General features: G+C 72.5%; 12 protein-coding genes. 9 read left to right on the top strand and 3 right to left on the bottom strand.

Going from position 1 to position 21,889, the window contains the following annotated elements; all coding sequences use genetic code 11:
* Positions 1 to 107: 107 nt before the first annotated feature.
* Genes ACIN94_RS18395 through ACIN94_RS18370 form a run of 6 tightly spaced genes read left to right on the top strand, consistent with a single transcriptional unit; the run spans position 108 to position 18,170 of the window.
* Positions 108 to 3,653, top strand: a complete 3,546-nt coding sequence (locus ACIN94_RS18395; protein WP_400707210.1) for an amino acid adenylation domain-containing protein — start codon at positions 108 to 110, stop codon at positions 3,651 to 3,653.
* Positions 3,643 to 9,051, top strand: coding sequence for an SDR family NAD(P)-dependent oxidoreductase (locus ACIN94_RS18390; protein WP_400707207.1), 5,409 nt, complete (start codon positions 3,643 to 3,645; stop codon positions 9,049 to 9,051). The genes ACIN94_RS18395 and ACIN94_RS18390 overlap by 11 nt, the downstream gene beginning before the upstream one ends.
* A complete protein-coding gene (locus ACIN94_RS18385; protein WP_400707204.1) occupies positions 9,048 to 9,251 on the top strand; it encodes an MbtH family protein in 204 nt (67 codons plus the stop codon). The genes ACIN94_RS18390 and ACIN94_RS18385 overlap by 4 nt, the downstream gene beginning before the upstream one ends.
* Before the next feature lie 5 nt (positions 9,252 to 9,256).
* Positions 9,257 to 12,391 (top strand): amino acid adenylation domain-containing protein, encoded by a 3,135-nt coding sequence (locus ACIN94_RS18380; protein ID WP_400707201.1) that lies wholly within the window; start codon positions 9,257 to 9,259, stop codon positions 12,389 to 12,391.
* Positions 12,388 to 17,910, top strand: coding sequence for an amino acid adenylation domain-containing protein (locus ACIN94_RS18375; RefSeq protein WP_400707198.1), 5,523 nt, complete (start codon positions 12,388 to 12,390; stop codon positions 17,908 to 17,910). The genes ACIN94_RS18380 and ACIN94_RS18375 overlap by 4 nt, the downstream gene beginning before the upstream one ends.
* Positions 17,907 to 18,170, top strand: coding sequence for a TauD/TfdA family dioxygenase (locus tag ACIN94_RS18370; protein WP_400707195.1), 264 nt, complete (start codon positions 17,907 to 17,909; stop codon positions 18,168 to 18,170). Before ACIN94_RS18375 ends, ACIN94_RS18370 begins: the two co-directional genes overlap by 4 nt.
* Positions 18,171 to 18,242: 72 nt before the next feature.
* Here ACIN94_RS18370 and ACIN94_RS18365 read toward each other — a convergent pair whose 3' ends face one another.
* Positions 18,243 to 18,374: a hypothetical protein gene (locus ACIN94_RS18365; RefSeq protein WP_400707192.1), complete on the bottom strand. Its 132-nt coding sequence runs from the start codon at positions 18,372 to 18,374 to the stop codon at positions 18,243 to 18,245.
* A 24-nt stretch (positions 18,375 to 18,398) separates the two neighbouring features.
* Positions 18,399 to 18,980: a TetR/AcrR family transcriptional regulator gene (locus tag ACIN94_RS18360; RefSeq protein WP_400707189.1), complete on the bottom strand. Its 582-nt coding sequence runs from the start codon at positions 18,978 to 18,980 to the stop codon at positions 18,399 to 18,401.
* A gap of 364 nt (positions 18,981 to 19,344) precedes the next feature.
* On the opposite strand from ACIN94_RS18360, the gene ACIN94_RS18355 reads away from it, so the two are divergent.
* The gene (locus ACIN94_RS18355; RefSeq protein WP_400707186.1) at positions 19,345 to 19,914 is read left to right on the top strand and encodes a dihydrofolate reductase family protein; all 570 of its coding nucleotides are present in this window, start codon (positions 19,345 to 19,347) and stop codon (positions 19,912 to 19,914) included.
* A gap of 5 nt (positions 19,915 to 19,919) precedes the next feature.
* A complete protein-coding gene (locus tag ACIN94_RS18350; protein WP_400707183.1) occupies positions 19,920 to 20,093 on the top strand; it encodes a hypothetical protein in 174 nt (57 codons plus the stop codon).
* Here ACIN94_RS18350 and ACIN94_RS18345 read toward each other — a convergent pair.
* The gene (locus ACIN94_RS18345) at positions 20,078 to 20,587 is read right to left on the bottom strand and encodes a hypothetical protein (RefSeq protein WP_400707180.1); all 510 of its coding nucleotides are present in this window, start codon (positions 20,585 to 20,587) and stop codon (positions 20,078 to 20,080) included. The genes ACIN94_RS18350 and ACIN94_RS18345 overlap by 16 nt on opposite strands.
* A gap of 398 nt (positions 20,588 to 20,985) precedes the next feature.
* On the opposite strand from ACIN94_RS18345, the gene ACIN94_RS18340 reads away from it, so the two are divergent.
* Entirely contained in the window at positions 20,986 to 21,618 is a 633-nt protein-coding gene (locus ACIN94_RS18340; RefSeq protein WP_400707177.1) for a TetR/AcrR family transcriptional regulator, read from the top strand.
* Positions 21,619 to 21,889: the final 271 nt, after the last annotated feature.

The following is a 21,889-nucleotide window of genomic DNA, read 5'->3' as shown; positions in this document are numbered from 1 at the left end:
GCCCTGCCCACCCCCGACCAGGCCTGGATCACCGACCACGCCGGCAACCGCTACTTCAGCGAACTCCGCCTGCAGATCACCGACCCCCGGCCCGCAGGCGGTGCGCGATGAACGACCAGCCGCTCCTACCGGAGGCGGACCGCCTGCCCCCTCCGGAGGGGACCGTCGCCGATCTCATCGTGGCGCGGGCCCGCACCGCGCCGGACGCGGTCGCGGTCGCCCAGTGGGACGAGAAGATCACGTACCGCGAGCTGGTCGGCCGGGCCACGGTACTCGCCGCCCGGCTCGGCGCGCTCGGCGTCGGACCGGAGACCAGGGTCGGGATCTGCCTGGAGCGGCGGCCCGCGATGGTGGTCGCGCTCCTCGGCGTACTGCTGTCCGGCGGCTGTTACGTGCCGCTGGATCCGGACGGCCCGCGACTGCGGCTGCGGGACATCGCCGCCGACGCCGGTCTGGACGTCGTGGTGTGCGACCGGGCGGGGGCGGAGGCGGCCGGCGAGGCGGGCCTGCGCTGCGTCGCCGTACCCGACCTGGCAGACCTGACCGAACCCGTCGATCCGGCCGCCGTGTCCGCCTGCCCGGCCGCGCCGGACAACCTCGCCTACGTGCTGTACACCTCCGGTTCCACCGGCCGCCCCAAAGGCGTGCTCGTCACCCACCGCAACCTGGCCGCGTTCGTCCTCGAACGTGCGGCGAGCACCGGGGCCGACCAGACCACCCGCGCACTGGGAGTCTGTTCTCTCGGTTTCGACGCTTCCGTCATCGACCTGTTCGTACCGCTGGCCTTGGGCGGGGCCTTGCAGCTGGCTGGTGACGCCGACCGCACGGACCCGGCCAGGCTGCAGCGTTTCATCGCCGCGCACGAGGTCACCTGGGGGGTCATCACCCCGGCCGTGCTGTCCCTGCTTGACCCGGCCGCGCTGCCCGGCTGGCGGCTGGTGATGTGCGGGGGCGACGCGGTACCGCCCGGACTGGTCAACCTGTGGGGGACGCCGGGCCGCCGGTTCGTCAACGTCTACGGGCCCACCGAGACCACCGTGGTGGTCGTCACCGCCGAGCTGACCGCGCCGCAGGCCACGCCGGTGCCGATCGGCCATCCAACCCCGGGCCACCGCTGCTACGTCGTCGACGACCGGCTCCGCCCGGTCGAACCCGGGGCCGAGGGCGAGCTGCTGGTCGGCGGCCCCGGTGTGTCCCGCGGTTACCTGGACAGGCCCGGCCTGACCGCCGAGGTGTTCGTGCCCGACCCGTTCTCCGGCGAGGTGGGCGCCCGGCTCTACCGGACCGGGGACATGGTGCGGTACGCCGGCGACGGGCAGCTCGTCTACCTGGGCCGCCGCGACGGACAGGTCAAGATCCGCGGCCAGCGGGTCGAGCTCGGCGAGATCGCGGCCGTCCTGGCGGAGCACCCGGCCGTGACGCAGGCCGCCGTGGAGGCGGTGCCGCGGCCCGGTGGCGGCCTGGAACTGGTCGCGTTCCTCACCCCGGAGGACGCCCCGGCCGACCCGGGGTACGCCGCCTCGCGACTGACCGCGGCGATGCTGCCGGAGCGCGTGCTGCGCCTGCCCAGACTGCCGGTCAACACCTCGGGCAAGGTGGACCGGTCCAGGCTGCGTGAGCTGGCGGCCGAGGAACGCCCGGCCGACGACGCGCCGGAAGGGGAGACGGCCGCCGAACGGGCGCTCGCGACGGTGTGGCGGCGCCTGGGCATCGGCACCGACTTCTTCACGAGCGGAGGCGACTCGATCACCGCGATGCGGCTGGTCGCCGCCGCCCGCGACGAGCTGGGCCTGGACGTGACGGTGGAGGACGTGTTCGCCGGGCGTACCCTGCCGGGGATCGCCGAACGGTTCGACCGGGCCGCACGGCTGCCGGGGCCGGAACTCACCCTCGGCCACCCGCCGACCCTGGCCCCGCCGCAGCGCCGCCTGTGGTTCCTGGACCAGCTCGCACCCGAGGCCGCACCGTACAACATCGCCCTCGCCGAGACGCTGAACGGCCCCCTGGAGGTCCCGGCGCTGCGGGCGGCGCTGCGGGCCGTCGCTGAGCGGCACGACGTGCTGCGCTGGCGGATCCGGCAGACGGCCGGTGTGCCGTACGCCGTCTGCGAGCCACCGGCCGAGGTGGACCTGACCGTGGTCGACCTGCGCGGGTACGGCCAGGCAGAGCGGGAGACACAGCTCCGCACCCGGCTGGCGGCCGGCGCGTCCGTACCGTTCGACCTGGCGGACGGCTCCCCCTGGCGGGCCTGGCTGTACGTGCTGGGCCCCGACGAGCATGTGCTGGCGCTGACCCTGCACCACGCGGTGTTCGACGGCTGGTCCCGGGACGCGCTCTACACCGACCTCTCCGCCGCCTACACGGCCGCCGTCACCGGCCGGACGCCGGACCTGGTGCCGTTGCGGGCGTCGTACGCCGACTACGCGGTCTGGCGGGCCGAGCGGGACCTCCGCGACGGTGAAGCGGATCTGGCCTGGTGGGCCGAGCACCTGCGCGGGGCGCCCACCGTGCTTGAGCTGCCCCGCGACCGGCCTCGCCCCGCCGTACAGACCTACCGGGGCGCCGAGGCCCGCGCGGTCCTGCCGCCCGACGCCGACGCCGCGGTCCGCGCGCTCGCCGCCGGTCTCGGGGCCACCCCGGCGGGGGTGCTGCTGGCCGGGCTCGGCCGGCTGCTCCACCGGCTCACCGGCACCGCCGACCACGTGATCGGCGCGGTCGTCGCCGACCGGCGGGTGGCCGCCTTCGACGATTTGGTGGGGTTCTTCATCGACATGGTCCCGCTGCGGCTGCGGTCGGACGATCACGCCGACTTCGCCGCCCACGTACAGCGGTGCACCCGCGAGCTGCTGGACGTCGCCGCGCACCCGGCCGCGCCGCTGGAGCGCGTGGTCGAGGAGCTCGGCATCCGCAGGGACACCTCCCGCGCCCCGCTGGTGCAGGTCATGTTCAACGTGCTGAACCTCACCGAGCCCCGGCTGGAGCTCGGTGGACTGCGCAGCGAGACGGTCGAGGTCGACAAGCCGGGGTCGCCGTTCGACCTGACCGTCTACGTGGCGGAGCGGAACGGCCGGTTCTCCGTCGAGGTCGTCTACAACCCCGACCTGTTCGACGCGGCCAGGGTCGACGCGATGCTCATCGACTACGTGAACGTGGTCGGCACGCTGGCCGCCGACCCTGCCACCCCGGTGGGCGCGGTCGCCCTGCCCGGACGGGTCACACCGGACGCCGCACCCGGCGCCATGCGGGTCGCCGAGCCGGCGGCGACGTCCCAGAGCCCGGTGGGCACCGGGTCGGCCGCCACCCAGGAGCTGATCGCCGCGATCTGGTGTGAGGTCCTGGAGCGGGACCACGTCGGCGCCGACGACAACTTCTTCGACATCGGCGGTCACTCGCTGGCGCTCGCGGCCGTGCACGGCCGCCTGAGCGTCCGGCTCGACCGCGAGCTGCGGATGGTGGACCTGTTCCGTTACCCGAACATCCGTACCCTCGCCGCCTACCTGGACACCCCGGCGGGCGGCTCCCCCGGCCATCCCGAAGCCGTCAACCCCGAACTCGCCCGCGCGGCCTCCCGGGCCGAAGCGCGGCGCAACCGTACCAGGCGCCCACGACGCGTCCACAGCACCACCGGACAGGAGAACGACCATGACCAGTGACGTCACCGACGAGGGCGTCGAGCCGATCGCCATCGTGGGGATGGCCGCCCGGGTACCGGGCGCTGCCGACATCGGCGAGTTCTGGCGCAACCTGGTCGACGGTGTGGAGTCGATCAGCACCTTCACCCGCGATGAGCAGGTGGCCAGGGGCGCGTCCGAGGAGGACGTGGACGACCCGAGCTGGGTGTCGAGGGCTCCGTACGTGGAGGGGTACGACCAGTTCGACGCCGGTCTGTTCGGCCTGACCACGCGGGAGGCCGAGATCCTCAACCCGCAGCACCGGCTTTTCCTGGAGTCGTGCTACACCGCGCTGAACGACGCCGGAACCGACCCGGCGCGCTACGACGGCGCCATCGGCGTGTACGCGGGCACCGGCGGCAACCAGTACATGTGGGAGAACCTTGCCCGCAACAGCCGGGTGTGGGAGACCCGCCACGGCATTGGGCTCGCCACCGCCAACTCGCCGAACTACGTGGCCACCACCGTGTCCTACCGGCTGAACCTGAGCGGGCCCAGCCTGACCGTCCACACCGCCTGCTCCACGTCGCTGGTCGCGTTCCACCTGGCCTGCGAGGCACTGCGCGGCGGCGAGTGCGACATGGCCCTGGCCGGTGGGGTGAACGTCGAACACCCTCCGGCCACCGGCTACATCGGGGTGGAGGGGTTCACCTCCCCCGACGGCCACTGCCGACCCTTCGACGCCGACGCGAACGGCACCGTCTGGGGCAGCGGTGTCGGCGTCACCGTCCTCAAGCGGCTTGAGGACGCCATCGCCGACGGCGACCACATCCGCGCCGTGGTGCGGGGCAACGCGATCAACAACGACGGCGCGGGCAAGGTCGGCTTCTCCGCGCCCAGCGTCGACGGGCAGGCCGCCGTGATCGCCCAGGCGGTCGGGCTCGCCGCCATCGACCCGCGCACGATCGGCTACGTCGAGGCGCACGGTACCGGCACCGCGATGGGCGACCCGATCGAGGTCACCGCGCTGACCTCGGTGTACACGCAGGCCACAGCGGACCGCGGCTGGTGCGGCATCGGCTCGGTGAAGTCCAACATCGGCCACCTCAGCCAGGCCTCGGGCATCGTCAGCGTGATCAAGGCGGTGCTGGCGCTGGAGCACGGGCTGATCCCACCGACGATCAACTACGAGCACCCCAACCCGGCGATCGACTTCGCCGACACCCCGTTCTACGTGGCGTCCACGCTCAGCAAGTGGGAGAGGGACGGCGGTCCTCGCCGCGCCGGAGTGAGCTCCTTCGGCATCGGAGGCACCAACGCGCACGTGGTCCTGGAAGAGGCGCCGCCCGCCGGAACGGACTCTCTTCCCCCGCGGCCCGCGCACCTGCTGCAGGTGTCCGCCAAGACCGCCACCGCGCTGGACACGGCGGTGGATCGGCTCGCCGGGTATCTGACGGCCCACGAGGACCTCGATCTCGCCGATGTGGCCCACACGCTGCGGGTGGGCCGGACCGAGTATCCCCACCGGGCCGCGGTGACGGCCACCGACCGCGCCGACGCGGTCGCCGCGCTACGGGACCGCAAGCGCCGCCGTAAGGGGGAGGCCCGCGCCACCCCGCCGGCGGTGGCCTTCCTGTTCTCCGGGCAGGGCGCGCAGTACGCCGGCATGGGTGCGGAGCTGTACCGGACGGAGGCGGTGTTCGCCGCGGCCGTCGACGAGTGCGCGCGCCTGCTCACCGAACACCTCGGCCTCGACCTGCGCGACCTGATGTTCGGCACCGCGCCCGACGCCGACGAGCAACTCCGGCAGACCCGCTACACCCAGCCGGCGCTGTTCACCGTGGAGTACGCGCTGGCCCGGCTCTGGCAGAGCCGGGGAGTACGGCCGGCCGCGATGATCGGCCACTCCATCGGCGAGTACGTCGCCGCGACCGTCGCCAGGGTCTTCACCCTGGCCGACGCGGTGCGTCTGGTCGCCGCCCGTGGCGCGCTGATGCAGTCGGTGCCGCCGGGCGCGATGCTCGCCGTCCAGCGGGACGAGTCGGCGCTGGCCGATCTGCTGCCGGACGGGGTGTCGGTGGCGACCGTCAACGGCCCCGGCACCTGCGTGGTGGCCGGTTCCACGGCCGCGATCGAGGCGTTCGCCGAGACGTTGAAGGCCCGGAAGGTGGGCTGCAAGGCCCTGCGCACGTCGCACGCGTTCCACTCGGCGATGATGGAGCCGATCCTCGGGGAGTTCACCGCGCTGGTCGCCTCGGTGCCGCGGCAGGCTCCGAGCCTGCCGTTCTGGTCCAACCTCACCGGTGAGCTCATCACTGCCGAGCAGGCGACGGATCCGGCGTACTGGGCCGCCCACCTGCGGCAGCCGGTCAGGTTCGGCGCCTGCGTCGCCGGGCTGTTCACCGCGCACGGCGGCACGCCGCCGCTGCTGCTGGAGTGCGGGCCCGGCCGGCAGCTGGCCGGGCTGGTCAGGATGCAGCTTCCCAAGGGGGCGCCCGCGCCGCTGCCGAGCCTGCCGGGGCCCGGCGAGCGGGCCGGGGACGTGGCCACCGCCTGCGACGCGGCGGCCACGCTGTGGACCGCCGGGGTGCCGCTGTCCGGGAACTTCGGCGCGGCGGGCCGTCGCGTGCCGCTGCCGGCGTACCCGTTCGAGCGCCGGCGCTACTGGGTCGACGCCGACCCGGTCGACCAGGCCACCGCCGTCCCGGTCCGGCGCCGCGGCCCGCTGCCGCTGGCCGGCTGGTTCGCGGTGCCCACCTGGCGGCAGGCTCCCCCGGACCCCCGCCGGACCGACCTCGGCGACTGCCTGGTGCTCGCCGACGGGCCTCGCGGGCAGGAGCTCGTCGCCGGACTGCGAGCCCGGGGCGCCACCGTGCGGGTGGGCGGCCCCGGTGACCACGGGGCGCTGCTCGCCGCCGGGACCCCCGCCAGGATCGTGCACGCCCTGGCCCTGGACGGCCTGCCCGCGGCCGGCGGGATCGACGCCACCTGGGAGGCGCAGGAGCGCGGCTTCTTCAGCCTGCTGGACCTGGTCCAGGCCCTGGCCGCCGCGGGGGTGGCCGACGGTGTCCACCTCGACGTGGTGTCGTCGGGCGCCTCTGACGCCCAGGGCGACCTGCTCCGTCCCGAGCACGCCACCCTCGCCGGCATCGCCAGGGTGGTCCCGCTGGAACTGCCCGGCCTGACCGTCCGTCACATCGACGCCGACCCGGAGGCGGGCGACGCGCAGACGGCCGACCTCGTCGCCGAACTGCTGCGGCCCACCGACGAGGCGGAGGTGGCGCTGCGCGCCGGTCGCCGCTGGGTCACCGACTACACCCAGGTGCCCCTGAACGAGGAGGCCTCCGAGCCCGGAGCGGTCCGCGAGGGGGGCCGGTACCTGATCACCGGCGGGATCGGCGGGATCGGCATCACCCTCGCCGAGGACTTCGCGCGCCGGGCCCGCGCCCGGCTGGCGCTGCTCAGCCGGAGCGGCCTGCCGCCGCGTGAGGAGTGGGACGCCCACCTGGCGGTGCACGGCGGCACGGACCGGACGGGCCGGGCGATCCTCGCGATCCGGCGGATGGAGGAAGCCGGTGCCCAGGTGCTGGTACTGGCCGCGGACGTGACCGACCCGGCCGAGCTGAGCGGGGTGCGGGAACGGATCGACGCCGAGTTCGGCGGGCTGGACGGCATCGTGCACGCCGCCGGGCTGCCCGGCGGCGGCATGGCCGAGGTGAAGGACCGTGCGGCGGCCACCGCCGTACTGGCCCCCAAGCTCGCGGGGACCCTCGCCCTGGCGCAGGTCTTCGGTGACCTCCCGCTCGACTGGGTGGCGCTCTGCTCCTCGGTGACCTCGGTGGTCGGCGGCTTCGGCCAGGTCGACTACTGCGCGGCCAACAACTTCCTCGACGCCTACGCCCGCAGCTCCCACGGCTGGCGCGCGCCGGTCGTCTCGCAGAACTGGGGCGGTTGGACCGAGGTCGGCATGGCCGTCGAGGTGTCCGCGCCCGACGGGTTCCGCGCCGCCCGGGGCGGAGTGGCCCAGGCGATGGACCACCCGGTCCTCTCCACCGTGGTGAACGGCCAGGACGGCGGAGCCGAGTGTCACGGGCTGGTGTCCGCCACCACGCACTGGCTGCTCGACGAGCACCGCATCGGCCAGGTGCCGGTGGTGCCCGGCACCGGTCACCTGGAGTCGGCCCGCGCCGCCGTGACCGCGTGCCTGCCCGCGCCGGACGCCGGCCACGTCGTGGAACTGCGGGACGTGGCGTTCCTGGAGCCGTTCTCCGTCCCCGACGGGGGCGTCGCGCAGTACCGGGTGGAGCTGACCACCTCGGCGGACGGCGTCGAGTTCCGGGTGGTGAGCCGTACGGCGGGCCGCTCCGCCACGCACGTGCGCGGTTCGGCCGGGTGGGTCCGCCCGGAGTCGGCCGCGCCGGTGGACGCCCCGTCGATCGTGGCCCGCTGCCGGCCGAGCTCCGCGGGCTCGGCGAACTCGGCCGACCGCGAGACCGAACGTGAGACCGGCCGCACCAGCATGCTCGCCTTCGGCCCCCGCTGGGACGCGCTGGACGTACACCACGTGGGCCGGGACGAGGAACTCGCCAGGATCGTCGCGCCCGAGGCCGCCCTGGCCGACCTGGGGCGCTGGGTGCTGCATCCGGCGCTGCTCGATGTGGCCACCGCGTTCGGGGAGGGGCGCGGGGAGGGCAGTTACCTGCCGCTCTCCTACGGCCGGGTGCTGGTGCGCGGTCCGTTGCCCGCGCGGTTCTGGAGTCACCTGCGGTACGCCGACGGGGGTGACGACGTGGTCTCGGCGGACCTGACGCTGTTCGACGAGGACGGCCGGGCTCTGGTGGAGATCGGCGACTTCGTGCTGCGCCGGGTGAACCGCGACGCCGTCACCGGCGACCTGGCAGCCGGCCCCGCCGGTGCGGCCGGACCGGCGCCCACCGCACCGGCCACGGACGGCATCACCCCCGTGGACGGCGCCGAGGCGTTCCTCCGGGTGATGGCCGCGCACCTCGGCCCCCAGGTCGTGATCAACCCGCTGCCGGTGGCCGAGCTCGCCGAACGGGCCAGAGCGCAGACCACCGACACCATCGCCGAGGACACCGAGGCCGCTGAGCGCCCCGGGGCCGCGGCGTCGGGAGACGACGGCGTCCTGCCCCGCAACGAACTGGAGGCGACCATCGCGCGGGTGTGGAGCGACGGTCTCGGCGTGCCGCGGGTCGGCGTCGACGACGACTTCTTCGAACTCGGCGGCAACTCCCTGATCGCGGTGCAGCTCATCGCCTCCCTGCGTAAGGCCGTCGGCGTGAAGCTGCCGATGCGCAGCCTGTTCGAATCCCCGACCGTGGCCGAGCTCGCGGTCGTCGTCGAACGGCTCCGCGCCGCCGACGGCGAATCCGGGCAGTCCCGCCCGGCCACCACCATCCCCAAACTGGACCGTCGATGAACGAGGCAGGAACCATGACCGACGACCACTACCTGGTCGTGCGTAACGACGAGGAGCAGTACTCGATCTGGCCCGCGGGGCGGACTCTCCCCGCCGGGTGGCATGACGTCGGCTTCAGCGGAGCCCGGCAGGAGTGCCTGGATCACATCGAGACGGTATGGACCGACATGCGCCCGCTCAGCCTCCGCCAGGGCGGGTGACGAAGGTGACCGCCAGGGAATGGGAGGCTCCCGCCTCGTTCGGCCAGGAACGGATCTGGCTGGCCGACCAGATGGACCCCGGTTCGCCGGTGTTCAGCCTGCCGTGCTCGTTCGTGGTCACGCACCCGATCGAGGCCGAGGATCTCGTCGCAGCGCTGAAGGCCGTCACCGACCAGCACGAGGCACTCCGCACGTCCTTCAGGATCGTCGACGGCGTCCTCCGCCAGGTGGTGCACGCGGAGGTCGACCTCGACGTGCGGGTGCACGACCTGCGGACGCTACCGGCCGACGAGCGCCTCGCTCAGGCGCTCGAGCATGCCGCGACCGCCGCCGGGAGCACGATTCCCACCGACCGTGCCCCGCTCTGGCGGGCCACGGCGGTCCGGATCGAGGACGCGCGCTGGGCGGTGCACTTCGTGGTCCACCACGCCGTGTTCGATGCCACCTCGGCTGTCATCTTCTCGCGGGAGATGGCCGAACTGTGCGCCGCCCTGTCGGCCGGCCAGCCGGCCGACCTGCCCGAGCTGCCCATCCAGTACGCCGACTACGCGGCCTGGCAGCGCGACCAGCTCACCGGCAAGGCGCTGGCCGAGCAGACGGACTACTGGCGGTCGAAGCTGGCCGGGCTGCCCGCCGTACACACCCTTCCCACCGACCGGCCACGGCCCGCCCGGCTCGGCTACGCCGGCGACGAGGTCCGTTTCACCATCCCGGAAGGGGTGTGGGAGCAGGTCACCGCGGTGGGACGCCGCTCGGCCGCGACGCCGTTCATGGTGTTCCTGACGGCGTACGTCGCGCTGCTGTCCCGGCTGTCGCGCGACGATGACACCGCGGTCGGGGTGACCGTGAGCGGGCGGGAGCTGCCGGAGGTAGCCGGGCTGATCGGCATGTTCGTCAACCAGCTGGTGGTGCGGGCGGACACCTCGGGCGACCCGACCTTCGCCGAGCTACTCGGCCGGGTCCGTACCACCCTGCTCGACGCCATGGAGCACGGCCAGGTCCCGTTCCAGGCGGTCGTCGAGGCGATCGCGCCGCAACGGGATCCGGGGGTGCAGCCGCTGTACCAGATCGGCTTCAACTACATCCCCGACTCCGGTATCGAGCCCATCCCCTACACCACCTCGAAGGACGACCTGGCGTTCGACCTGACCACCGGCATCAGCCGGCTGCTGTACCGCACCGACCTGTTCGACCGGGACACCGCAGAGACGTTCGTCGCCCGCTACCTGCGCGTCCTGACCGCCGGCGCAGCCGATCCGGAGACCCGGATCGGCGACCTGCCGCTGATGGACGAGGCCGAGCGCGCGTCGCTGCTGGAGACGGGCGCGCAGGAGCCGCCGCGCGAGCAGGTCACGGCCTGCCACCTGGTGGAGGCACAGGTCGCGCGCACTCCGGAGGCGACCGCCGTGATCGTCGGTGACCGGCGGCTGACCTACGCGGAGCTGGACGAGGCCGCCGAGCGGGTGGCGGACCGGTTGCGCCGGTCGGGCGCCGGCCCCGAGTCGCTGGTCGCGGTGTACGCCGGACCGTGCCTGGAACTGCTGCCCGCCCTGCTGGGCGTGTGGAAGGCCGGGGCGGGTTACGTACCGGTGGATCCCGGCTACCCGGCCGACCGGGTGGCGTACATGCTCACCGACTCCGCGACCACGGTGGTGCTCACCCAGCGGCACCTGGCGGGCGCCGTGCCCGCCACCCGCGCGACCGTGCTCGCCGTCGACGACCCCGGCGAGTGGGCCGGGGCGCCGGACGGCGGCGCCTCACGGGCGGCCGGACCGGGGAACGTCGCGTATGTCATCTACACCTCGGGCTCGACCGGCACTCCCAAGGGGGTTGTGGTCGAGCACGGCTCAGTGGCCGCCTACCTGACGTGGGCCGGCACCGCCTACCCCGGCCTGGCCGGACAGGCGCTGCTGCACTCCCCGATCTCGTTCGACCTGACCGTGACCGGGCTGTTCGGGCCGCTGACCGTCGGCGGAGCGGTGCGGCTGGCCGCCCTCGACGACGAGGTCACGGCCGGTGACCGGCCGACGTTCCTCAAGGCCACCCCCAGCCACCTGGTGCTGCTGGCGGCGCTGCCCGACCAGGCGGCCCCCAGCGCCGACCTGGTGCTGGGCGGTGAGGCGCTGCCCGCCGACTGGACCGCCGCCTGGCGGGAGCGGCATCCCGGCGTCACCGTCGTCAACGAGTACGGTCCCACCGAGGCCACCGTCGGCTGCGTCGCGGCCCGGGTGGCACCCGGGGAGACGCTGCCCGTCGACCAGTCGGGATCGGTCGGGATCGGCCACCCGGTCCCCGGCACCGCCGCCTACGTGCTGGACGACGGACTGCGCCCGGTGCCCACCGGCGTCGTCGGCGAGCTCTACGTCAGCGGCCCCCAGGTCACCCGCGGCTACCTGAACCGGCCCGGCGCCACCGCCGCCGCCTACCTGCCGTGCCCCTACGGGCCTCCCGGCCGGCGGATGTACCGCACCGGCGACCTGGCCCGCAGGCGTGCCGACGGGAGCCTGGAGTTCGCCGGCCGCGCGGACGACCAGATCAAGCTCCACGGCCACCGCATCGAACCCGGCGAGATCGAGACGGCCCTGCGCGCGCAACCCGGCGTCCGCGATGCCGCCGTCAGCGTCCGCGAGGACATCGCCGACGGCCGGCGGCTCGTCGCCTACCTGGTCGGCGAGGCGGACCTCACCGCAGTGAACGACGCGCTCACCGCCACCCTGCCGGCCCACATGATCCCGTCCGACTACGTCACCCTCGACGCTCTGCCCCTGACCGCCAACGGCAAGCTCGACCACGCCGCGCTCCCGGCGTCGACGCCGACCCGGAAGCGCGGGTACGTCGCGCCCCGCACCGCCGCGGAGGAACTGGTGGCGGAGGTCTTCGCCGAGTTGCTGAAGGTGGAGAAGATCGGCGCCGACGACGACTTCTTCGAACTCGGCGGCAACTCTCTGCTGGCGATCCGGGCCATCGCCAGGATCCGCGGCCAGATCGAGGTCGACATCCCGGTCCGCGAACTGTTCTCCTACACCACCGTCGCCGACCTCGCGGCCGAGATCGAACGGCGGCTCACCGAAGACCTCGACCAGCTCAGTGATGAGGACGTCGAGCGGCTACTCACAGCGGAAGGTGACGGCCGAGCATGACGACCACCCCGGAGATCCCTCCGCCGCCCTCCTTGCAGCCCCCTCCCCGGACCTCCTCGGCGGCGGCCCGCCGGGCGCTGCTGGAGCAGCGGCTGCGCCGCCGCGCCACCGCCACTGTGGCGCGCCGCCCCGAGGGGACCGCCCCGCCGCTGTCCTACCAGCAGGAGCGCGTCTGGTTCATGGAGCAGTTCGCGCCGGGGACGAGCCAGTACAACATCCCGGTCCCGATGCGCCTCACCGGGGAGCTCGACCTCGACCTGCTCCGGGAGGCCCTGCAGACGCTTCCGGCCCGGCACGAGGCGCTGCGGATGCGCTTCCCCGCCGACTCCGATGGCAGGCCCACCATCGAAGTCGAGCCTGCCGTCACGGTGCCGCTGCGCGTCGTGACGGCGGACGACGAGGCCGCGGCCCAGGCGTTGATCGACGAGGCGGCCACCGAGCCGTTCGACCTGGCCGACGGGCCGCTGCTCCGCGCCCTGCTGGTCAGGCTGGCCGACGATGATCACCGGCTGCTGGTCACCACCCACCACATCGTCGGCGACGGATGGTCGGTGGACCTGCTGCTGCGCGACCTCGCCGCGGCCTACCACGCCCTGCGCGCCGGCGGGCGGGCGACGCTCCCTGACCTGCCCATCTCCTACGGCGACTTCGCGCACTGGCAGCGACAGACCCAGACCGGCCCCGAGCTGGACCGCCGGCTGGCGTTCTGGAGCGACCGGCTCACCGGCGTGCCGGCCCTGGAGCTGCCCGCCGACCGGCCGCGGCCCGCCACCCAGGTCTTCGACGGCGACTGGCACATCGTCGAGATCGACGCCGAACTCACCGGCGCGATCAACCGGTTCTGCAGGGAGCGCAACGCGACCCTGTTCATGACGCTGCTCGCCGCGTACCAGGTGCTGCTGGCACGCCACTCCGGTCAGGACGACTTCGCGGTCGGCTCCTCGTCGGCCGGCCGGTCGCTGGCGGAGCTGGAGAACGTGGTCGGCATGTTCGTCAACATGCTGCCGATGCGCGCGCGGCTCGGCGACGACCCCACCTTCGACGAGTTGCTCGAACGCACCCGGGTCGGCGTGCTCGACGCCTTCGACCACGCGGAGGTCCCGTTCGAGCAGCTGGTCAACGCGCTCGGTGTGTCCCGGGACGTCAGCCGGTCACCGGTGTTCCAGGCGATGTTCGCGCTGCAGAACTACCAGATGGGCCGGATCGCGGACGCGGGAAGCTCGGACCTGCGCATCACATGGCTGCCGATGGACCTGCGGGCCACCCGCTTCGACATCGAACTGCACGTCATCGAGGTGGCGGACGGGCTGATCGCCAAACTCGTCTACAACACGGCGCTGTTCGACGGGGCGACCGTGGCGAGGATGGCGAACCGCTTCGTCACCCTCCTGCGGGCGATCGTCACCGCCCCGGCCACCCGGGTGTCCGAGCTGCCGATTCTGGACGCCGACGAGCAGACGCTGCTGCTGGACACGTGGAACGACACCGGCGCCGCGCTGGACGAGGGGGCGACGTTGCACGGCCTGATCGAGGATCAGGCCGGCCGTACCCCCGACGCGGCCGCGGTGACCTTCGAGGGCCGCCACCTGACCTACGCCGAGCTGAACGGGCGGGCCAACCGGGTGGCGCACCGGCTGCGCGAGCTGGGAGTGGGGCCGGAGACGCTGGTCGGCGTCTACGCCGAACGGTCGGCCGAGCTCGTGGTGGCGCTGCTGGGCGTGCTCAAGTCGGGAGCGGCCTACCTGCCGCTCGACCCGGAGTATCCGGCCGACCGGCTGGCATTCATGATCAACGATGCCGCCGCCCCCGTGGTACTGACCCAGGGACATCTGAGGGCGACCGTCCCGACCACCGACGCGGCCATCCTGGACCTGGACGAACCCGGCGAGTGGGCCGGTCGGCCCACCGGCGACCCCCGGCCACCCGTCACCTCCGGCAATGCCGCCTACGTCATCTACACCTCGGGGTCCACCGGCCGTCCCAAGGGGGTACCCAACACCCACCGCGGCATTGTGAACCGGCTGGAGTGGATGCAGCGGACCTACCGGCTGGGCGACGACGACGTCGTGCTGCAGAAGACCCCCGCCGGGTTCGACGTGTCGGTGTGGGAGTTCTTCTGGCCGCTGCTCGCCGGAGCCCGGCTGGTCCTCGCCAAGCCTGGCGGGCACAAGGACGCGGCGTACCTGCGCGACCTGCTGATCACCGAGAACGTGACCACCGCCCACTTCGTCCCCTCGATGCTGGCGGTGTTCCTCGCCGACGACGAGGAGGCCGCGGCCGACTGCACGGGGCTGCGCCGGGTGATCTGCAGCGGCGAGGAGCTCCCCGTGGCCACGGCGGCCACGTTCACGGCGGTGCTCCCGCACTGCGAGCTGCACAACCTATACGGCCCCACCGAGGCCGCCGTCGACGTCACCTCCTGGCACTGCGCTCCCGAGGCCGTCGCGGACGCGATCACCCTGCCGATCGGCACCCCGATCGCGAACATGCGGCTCTACGTTCTCGACCGGCACGGTAACCCCACCCCGATCGGCGTACCCGGCGAGCTGCACATCGGCGGGGTCGGGGTGGCCAGGGGCTACCACCGCCGTCCGGCGCTCACCGCCGAACGGTTCGTCCCCGACCCGTTCGGCGCCGTCCCGGGTGCCAGGCTGTACCGCACCGGCGACCTGGCGCGCCGGCGTCGCGACGGGAACCTGGAGTTCCTCGGCCGCATCGACCACCAGGTGAAGCTCCGCGGCCTGCGCATCGAGCTCGGCGAGATCGAGACGGCGCTGCGCGACCGCGAGGACGTCACCGAGGCGGTGGTCGTGGTCCGCGAGGACATCCCCGGAGACAAGCGGCTGGTCGCCTACCTGACGACCCCCGGCGGGGCGGACGTCGACCTCGCCGAGCTGCGGCTCGCGCTGAAGCAGGGCCTGCCGGACTACATGGTGCCGACGGCGTTCGTCACCCTGGACACCCTGCCGCTGTCGCCCAACGGCAAGCTGGACCGCGCGGCGCTGCCGGCCCCGCAGGCGACCCGGGACGCCACCGCCGAACTGGTCGAGCCGGAGACCGCCACGGAACGGATGCTGGCCGGGATCTGGACCGAGGTCCTCGGCCTGGAGCAGATCGGCGTCCACGACGACTTCTTCGACTCCGGCGGCCACTCCCTGCTCGCCACCCAGGTGGTGGCCCGGATCCGCAAGGCGTCCGACGGCTCGGGCCGCCCGGTCGGGGTGATGGACCTGTTCCAGAACCGCACCATCCGCGAGCTGGCCGTCTTCATCGACGGCGGCACCAGCGACGCCGGGCCGCAGCCGCTGCTGTACGAGCTGACCCCGAAGGGCGGCAGACGCACCCTGTCCTACGTGTGCGTCCCGTACGGCGGCGGCAGCGCGATCGTCTACCAGCCGCTCGCCGACGCCCTCCCCGCCGGGCACGCGCTGTACTCGGTGGCCATCCCCGGCCACGACGTGGGCCTGACCGAGGAGGCGCTGCCCTTCCACGAGCTGGTGGACCGGATCACGGCGGAGGTCCTGGAGCGGGTGGACGGCCCGCTGGTCCTCTACGGGCACTGCGGCGTCGGCAGCGCCATCGCGGTCGGCGTGGCCCGGAAGCTCACCGAGGCCGGCCGGGACGTGGACGCGGTCTACATCGGGGCGATGTTCCCGTTCGCCCGGCTCAAGGGCGTCGTCGGCGCGGTACGGACCCGGCTGGAAAGGCTGCGCAGCAACCGGGAGTCCGCCAACTGGCTGAAGGGGATGGGCGTCGACACCGACGTGCTCGACCCGGAGCAGGCCGACCGGATCATCGGCAACATGCGCGCCGACTCCCGGGCCGCCGAGGAGTACTTCACCGAGCTGCTCGACCGGCGCCCGGAACCGATGTCCGCTCCGATCATCTCCGTGGTCGGCTCCGAGGACCCGGTCACCGACTACTACACCGAGCGGTACCGGGAGTGGGAGTTCCTCACCGACACCACCGGGCTGGTGGTGCTCGACCAGGCCGGCCACTTCTTCCTGAAGCACCGGTCGGAGGAACTGGCCGAGATCGTCACGGGCATCCACCCGGCGATGGCCCGGCGCGAGACCGCCGAGTACGGCGTCGCCGCGCGGGGCCCCGACGCCGCGTGGGCGCTGCACGACACGCACTACCCGCCCGGCCCCGGCGACCCGGCGCCGCCGCCCGCAGTGGAGCCGAGCAACCGCAGGTTCCTCAGCGTCGCGATCGGCCAGCTGGTGTCGTCGACCGGATCGGCGCTGACCGGTTTCGCCGTACCGGTGTGGCTGTTCCACCGGACCGGATCGGTGGCCGACCTCGGCCTGCTGTGGGCGCTGACACTGATCAGCGGGGTGGCGATGCTGCCCGTCGCCGGACCGCTCATCGACCGGTTCGACCGGCGGCGCGTCATGATCGCCGCGAGCGGCCTCTCCGGCGCGATCCAGCTCTGCATCGCGCTGCTGCTGTGGGCCGGCCGGCTGGACCTGTGGGTCATCTACCTGCTGCTGCCACTCAACTCGATGGCCGGCACCTACCAGCGGCTGGCCTTCCAGACCGCGGTCCCGCAGCTCGTGCCCAAGCGTTACCTGGGACACGCGGTGGGCCTCACCCAGCTCACCAACGGGTTCGCGATGCTGTTCGCCCCCCTGCTGGGCGCCGGGCTGTACGTCGCGATCGGCCTGCCGGGCATCCTCGCCATCGACATGGCGAGCTACCTGTTCGCCCTCGTGGTGCTGCTGGCCGTCCGCTTCCCCGACACCCTCGGCTTCCGCCGCAGGGAACCGCTGGTCACCGCGATCGCGGAGGGACTGCGGTTCTCCTGGAAACTCCGCGGGTTCCGGGGCATGGTCATCTACTTCGCCGTCGCCAACATCTTCCTGGGCCCGGCCCTGGTGCTGACCGTCCCGCTGACGCTCTCCTTCGGCACGGTCGACCAGGTCGCCCAGGTGGCGGTGGCCGAGGCGCTGGGCGCGGTGGCCGGCGGAATCGCGATGGCGCTCTGGGGCGGTCCCCGGAAACGCCGGATCATCGGCGTGTTCCTGGGCAACCTGGGGATGGCCGCCGGATGCCTGGTGATGGGCCTGCGGCCGTCCCTCGTCGTGGTCATGTCCGGTGTCTTCTGCATGGCGATGGCGATGACGGTCTCCCAGGGCATCTACGTGACGCTGATCCAGGTCAAGGTGCCGCAGCGGTTCCACGGCCGGGTGCTCGCCCTCAACCAGGCCATCTCGTGGTCCACCCTGCCGATCGGATTCGCCGTGCTGGCGCCCCTGGCCACCTCCCTGTTCAACCCCATGCTGCAGCCGGACGGCGCACTCGCCGGTTCGGTCGGCGCGGTCATCGGCGTCGGGGACGGGCGGGGCGTGGGTCTCACCTACGTCGTCTTCGCCCTGATGATGGCCGCGGTCACCGTCTGCGCGTCCACCATCCGGCTGCTGCGGCGCTTCGACACCGAGGTGCCCGACTCGCTCCCCGACGACCTCATCGGTATGCGGGAACGGCAACGTCGCCTGAAAGGAACCACCGCATCATGACGGATGTCATTCCCGCGGACCCGGCCCAGGCCCTGCTGTCGCTGTACGACGAGGCCGACCTGCCGCGGAACGCTTACCTAGGCGACGGCTCCCCGATCGACGAGGCCGACCTCGCGGCGGCCAAGGCCGCCTACGACGAGGCCGCCTACGGGTTCCCCTGGCGCCGGGGCGACCTGATGATCATCAACAACATGCTGTGCGCGCACGGCCGCGACCCGTTCACCGGCGCCCGCCGGATCCTGGTCGCCATGACCGCCTGAGCGCCCCCCGGACACGGATCGAGGGCCCGGCAGCCGGAGACGGCGACCGGGCCCTTCCCGTACGCGGGCGCGTCAGCGGGACGGGCCGCTCGTGCCGGGGCGGGCGGGGTCACCGTGCAGCAGGGCCTCGCCGAGCGGGGTCAGCGTGTGCATGACGGCGCTGCCCGTCCGGACGGTGGAGACGAGGCCGGCGTTGCGCAGCACCGCGGTGTGCTGGCTGGCGGAGGCTCACGACCCCTCGTCCGGCAGGAGACGCTCGACCGCGCTGGTGACGAGGTCGTGGACCCGGTCCTCGGAAAGGACGTCGGGCAGGGTGAGCCGGTCCACGATCAGCCAGTTCAGGGCCAGGTAGAGCAGCACCACCGTGGTCGCGTCGCCGGGCATGCCGATCTTGAGGTGGAAGGCGACGTTGGCGTCGAGGTCGGCCCGGATCTGACGGGTGAGCACGGCGCGCAACTCGGGGCGGCGGGTGGCCTCCAGCCGCAGCTCCAGCATCGCGAGGTAGCCCGACCGGAACTCGGAGAGCCGTTCCACCATCTCGTGCATCAGCGCCACGAGCTGGTCGCGGTCGTGCGGCCCCTCCAGCGCTCCGGCGAAGACGGACGGGTCGGGCTCCAGGCGCTCGTAGACGCGGGCACCCGCCTGGGTGAGCAGGTCGTCGCGGTTGGCGAAGTAGTTCGACGCCGTGCCGTTCGGCACCTTCGCCTCGACGTCGACGGCGCGGAACGTCAGACCGCGCGCGCCCTCGCGGGCCAGGACTTCGATGGCGGCGTCGACGAGTGCCGCCCGCCGCGCTGGATTCTGACGCATCGGATCCTCCGGGGATCTCGGTTGACACCACTCTGATTGTAGTACTACGGTCTAACCACTCCATTCAGAGTACTACGTATGAAGCGCTACCGAAAGGAAACCGAGGTTGCGAATCGCGTTCAGCGCCTCCCTCACGACTCCGACCCCCCTGACAGGCCCGGCCGCCTCGCAGGACCGGCGGAGTACGCCCCCCGAGCCCTTCCGCCGGAACACGCCGGCACCCCGGCACCGCACGGCCAGGCCCGTGCGCTCCGTGCCGCGCCCCAGGCCCCTGCCCAAGCCCGGAACGCACCGCTGAGCGACCCGGCCCCGGCCGCACCCTCCCCCCTCCCCCGAACACCCCGCTCACCGAAGAAGAGGACTCATGCGAAACCTCACCTACTACGTAGGCATGACCATCGACGGGTTCATCGCCGCCCCCGACGGCAACGCCGACTTCTTCCCCGTCACCGAGGACGTCGTCGCCTTCATCGTCGGGGAGTATCCGGACGCCCTGCCGTCGCACGTCCGCGCCCAGATGGGGATCGACGCCGAGAACCGGAACTTCGACGTCGGCATCCAGGGCCGCCTCACCTACGAGCCCGCCCTGGAGATCGGGGTGACCAGCCCGTTCTCCCACCTGCGCCAGTACGTGGTCTCGGAGAGCATCGCCGGAAGCCCCGACCCCGCAGTGGAGATCGTCTCCGGCGATCCCCTCGCCAAGGTCCGCGAGCTCAAGGCCGAGGACGGCCGGGACATTTACCTGATCGGCGGCGCCAGGCTCGCCGGCACCCTGCTCCCCGAGATCGACAAGCTGGTCATCAAGCTCTACCCGGTCGTCGCCGGAGCGGGCGTCCCGCTGTTCACGGCCGAGTTCTCACCGGTCCACTTCGACCTGGCCGACACTCGCGTCCTCGAAAGCGGCATGGTCGTTCTCACCTACACGAGGAAGTGACCCGCATGGCGCTGGTCAGTGGCCGACCCCTGTGCGACCTGGCCGACCGGGAGCCGGAGGTGTGGGCCGCCCTCCTGGACGCCCTGACTTCGCAGGGCAGGGAAGCGCGGCGGGACGCCCATCCGGGACAGACCGTTCAGGTGCGGGTAACCGGGGCGATGACCTATACGCGGCCCTGAAGGATCTTGCCAAGTCGGAGGGCGGTCTCCTGGCGGCCATCCGGGCTGGCGGTCCCCACCTTGATCCCGCAGTAGTCCCCGCCACGGCAGGGGAACCACAGCTCGCCGTGCGTCTCGTCGTACGTGGCGCCGTCGACGAATCCGCTCACCGGCTCCCCGATCTCGGCCACGGACTCGTACTGCGCCTTCGGCAGCACCGTCGCGAAAATCGCCTCGTTGATGCCGTCCTTGGCGCTCGAGGCCGTCCAGACGCATCCGCCGAACGTGTAGTCCTGCCGGCCGCCGTCATGCGGGCCGATCGCCTCAGCGACCTCCTCCTTGCTGAGGAACTTGCAGCTGTCGCTGCTACCGGAGTCTTCCCCAGCGGGGGCTTCCACACCGGGAAGCCCCACCGAGGTGGAGCCATCCGAGTCGCCGCCGCCTCCACAGGCCGCGACCAAGGTCAGCGCAATGCCGAGAATCGCAGCGAGCGTGAACTTCCTGAGGAGCTCCATGGGTCGTCCCTTCGCATGTGGGGCGTCATGGCGGAAAGAGGTGCGAAGGGGCGGCGACGACTTCAACACGGCCAGGGCCTCCAGTCACGAGCGGTCTGCGTTCTCGGTCCCCCTTCACTGTCGCTGCTCGTCAGCGTTTTTACACGCCCTATCCGATATGCGGCAGGCCGAAATCGGCATATACGAGTACGTCAACCGCCTCCGCGTCGCCCCACCTTTGACCGACACCAGGTGAAGAGCATCCTCCCCTCTCGCATCCGGGCGTGGATCGGCAACCCGAACGAGCACCACGGGCCGTCGACCATCGAGACGTCGTTCCTCGTTCTGCAAGGAATGCCGGAACTGACCGCCGCGTATGTTCTTCTATCGTCGGGTGCAGGGCAAGAGGAGATACGCGGGTGGCAGGGAACACGAGTGTGCGCCGGAGCCAGCACGAGCGCACCAAGGCGACCACGGGCGCCTTGGTCGCGGCGGCGCGCGAGCTTTTCATCAGCGACGGTTTCTCTGCCACCTCGGTGGACGCGATCTGTGCCAGGGCCGGCGTGACACGTGGCGCGTTCTACCATCACTTCAGCAACAAGGAACACATCTTCCGCGAGGTCTACGCCGCCGACCAGAAGGAGCTCGCGGTGATCGTCCGGCGGGCGTTCCAGGCCCAGCGGGATCCGTGGGATGGGGTGTCGGCGGGCTGCCGGCGCCTGCTGGAGGCGTCCCTCGAACCCGCCGTACGCCGGATCACGCTGGTCGAGGCACCGGGCGCGCTCGGCTGGTCTGCCATGCGTGACATCCAGGCCGGGTGCAAGGAGCAGATGCGGCGCGGGCTGGCCATCGCAATCGAGGCCGGGTGCATCCCGGACCGGCCGTTGGATCCGGCCACCTCGCTGCTGTACGGGGGGATCTGCGAGAGCGCCCTGGACATTGCACGCGCCCCGGACCAGCGTGCCGCGCTGGAGGACTCGCTGGCGGAACTTGACCTGGTGCTCGCCGGCGTCGCCCACCGTTCAACTCCGGGCTGCGCGCACACAAGATAGGGGAGCGGCATATCCGTTCCTTCGAGCAGTCCGCGGGCACGCTCGACCCGCTGGCGCAGGAGGCAGAGGAGACCATGGCCAGCCGACGTCCCTCCGGGTAACGCACGCCGAGCGTGAAACGTAGACGTCGTCTCCTCCGGGTCGGTCGTGTTCCACCGTGTCGGGACCGCACAACGTCAGAGAAGAGCGCGCCTGGAGGTCATCGGCAACCGTCCGTTCCGGCTGCGTGCGGACTCTGACGGAACATGGACGGAGCAGTGATCGTTTAGAG

The sequence above is a fragment of the Streptosporangium sp. NPDC087985 genome (genome assembly GCF_044741965.1).
In the GTDB taxonomy this organism is placed as follows: domain Bacteria; phylum Actinomycetota; class Actinomycetes; order Streptosporangiales; family Streptosporangiaceae; genus Streptosporangium.
This window is presented reverse-complemented; position numbering and strand designations above follow the sequence as displayed.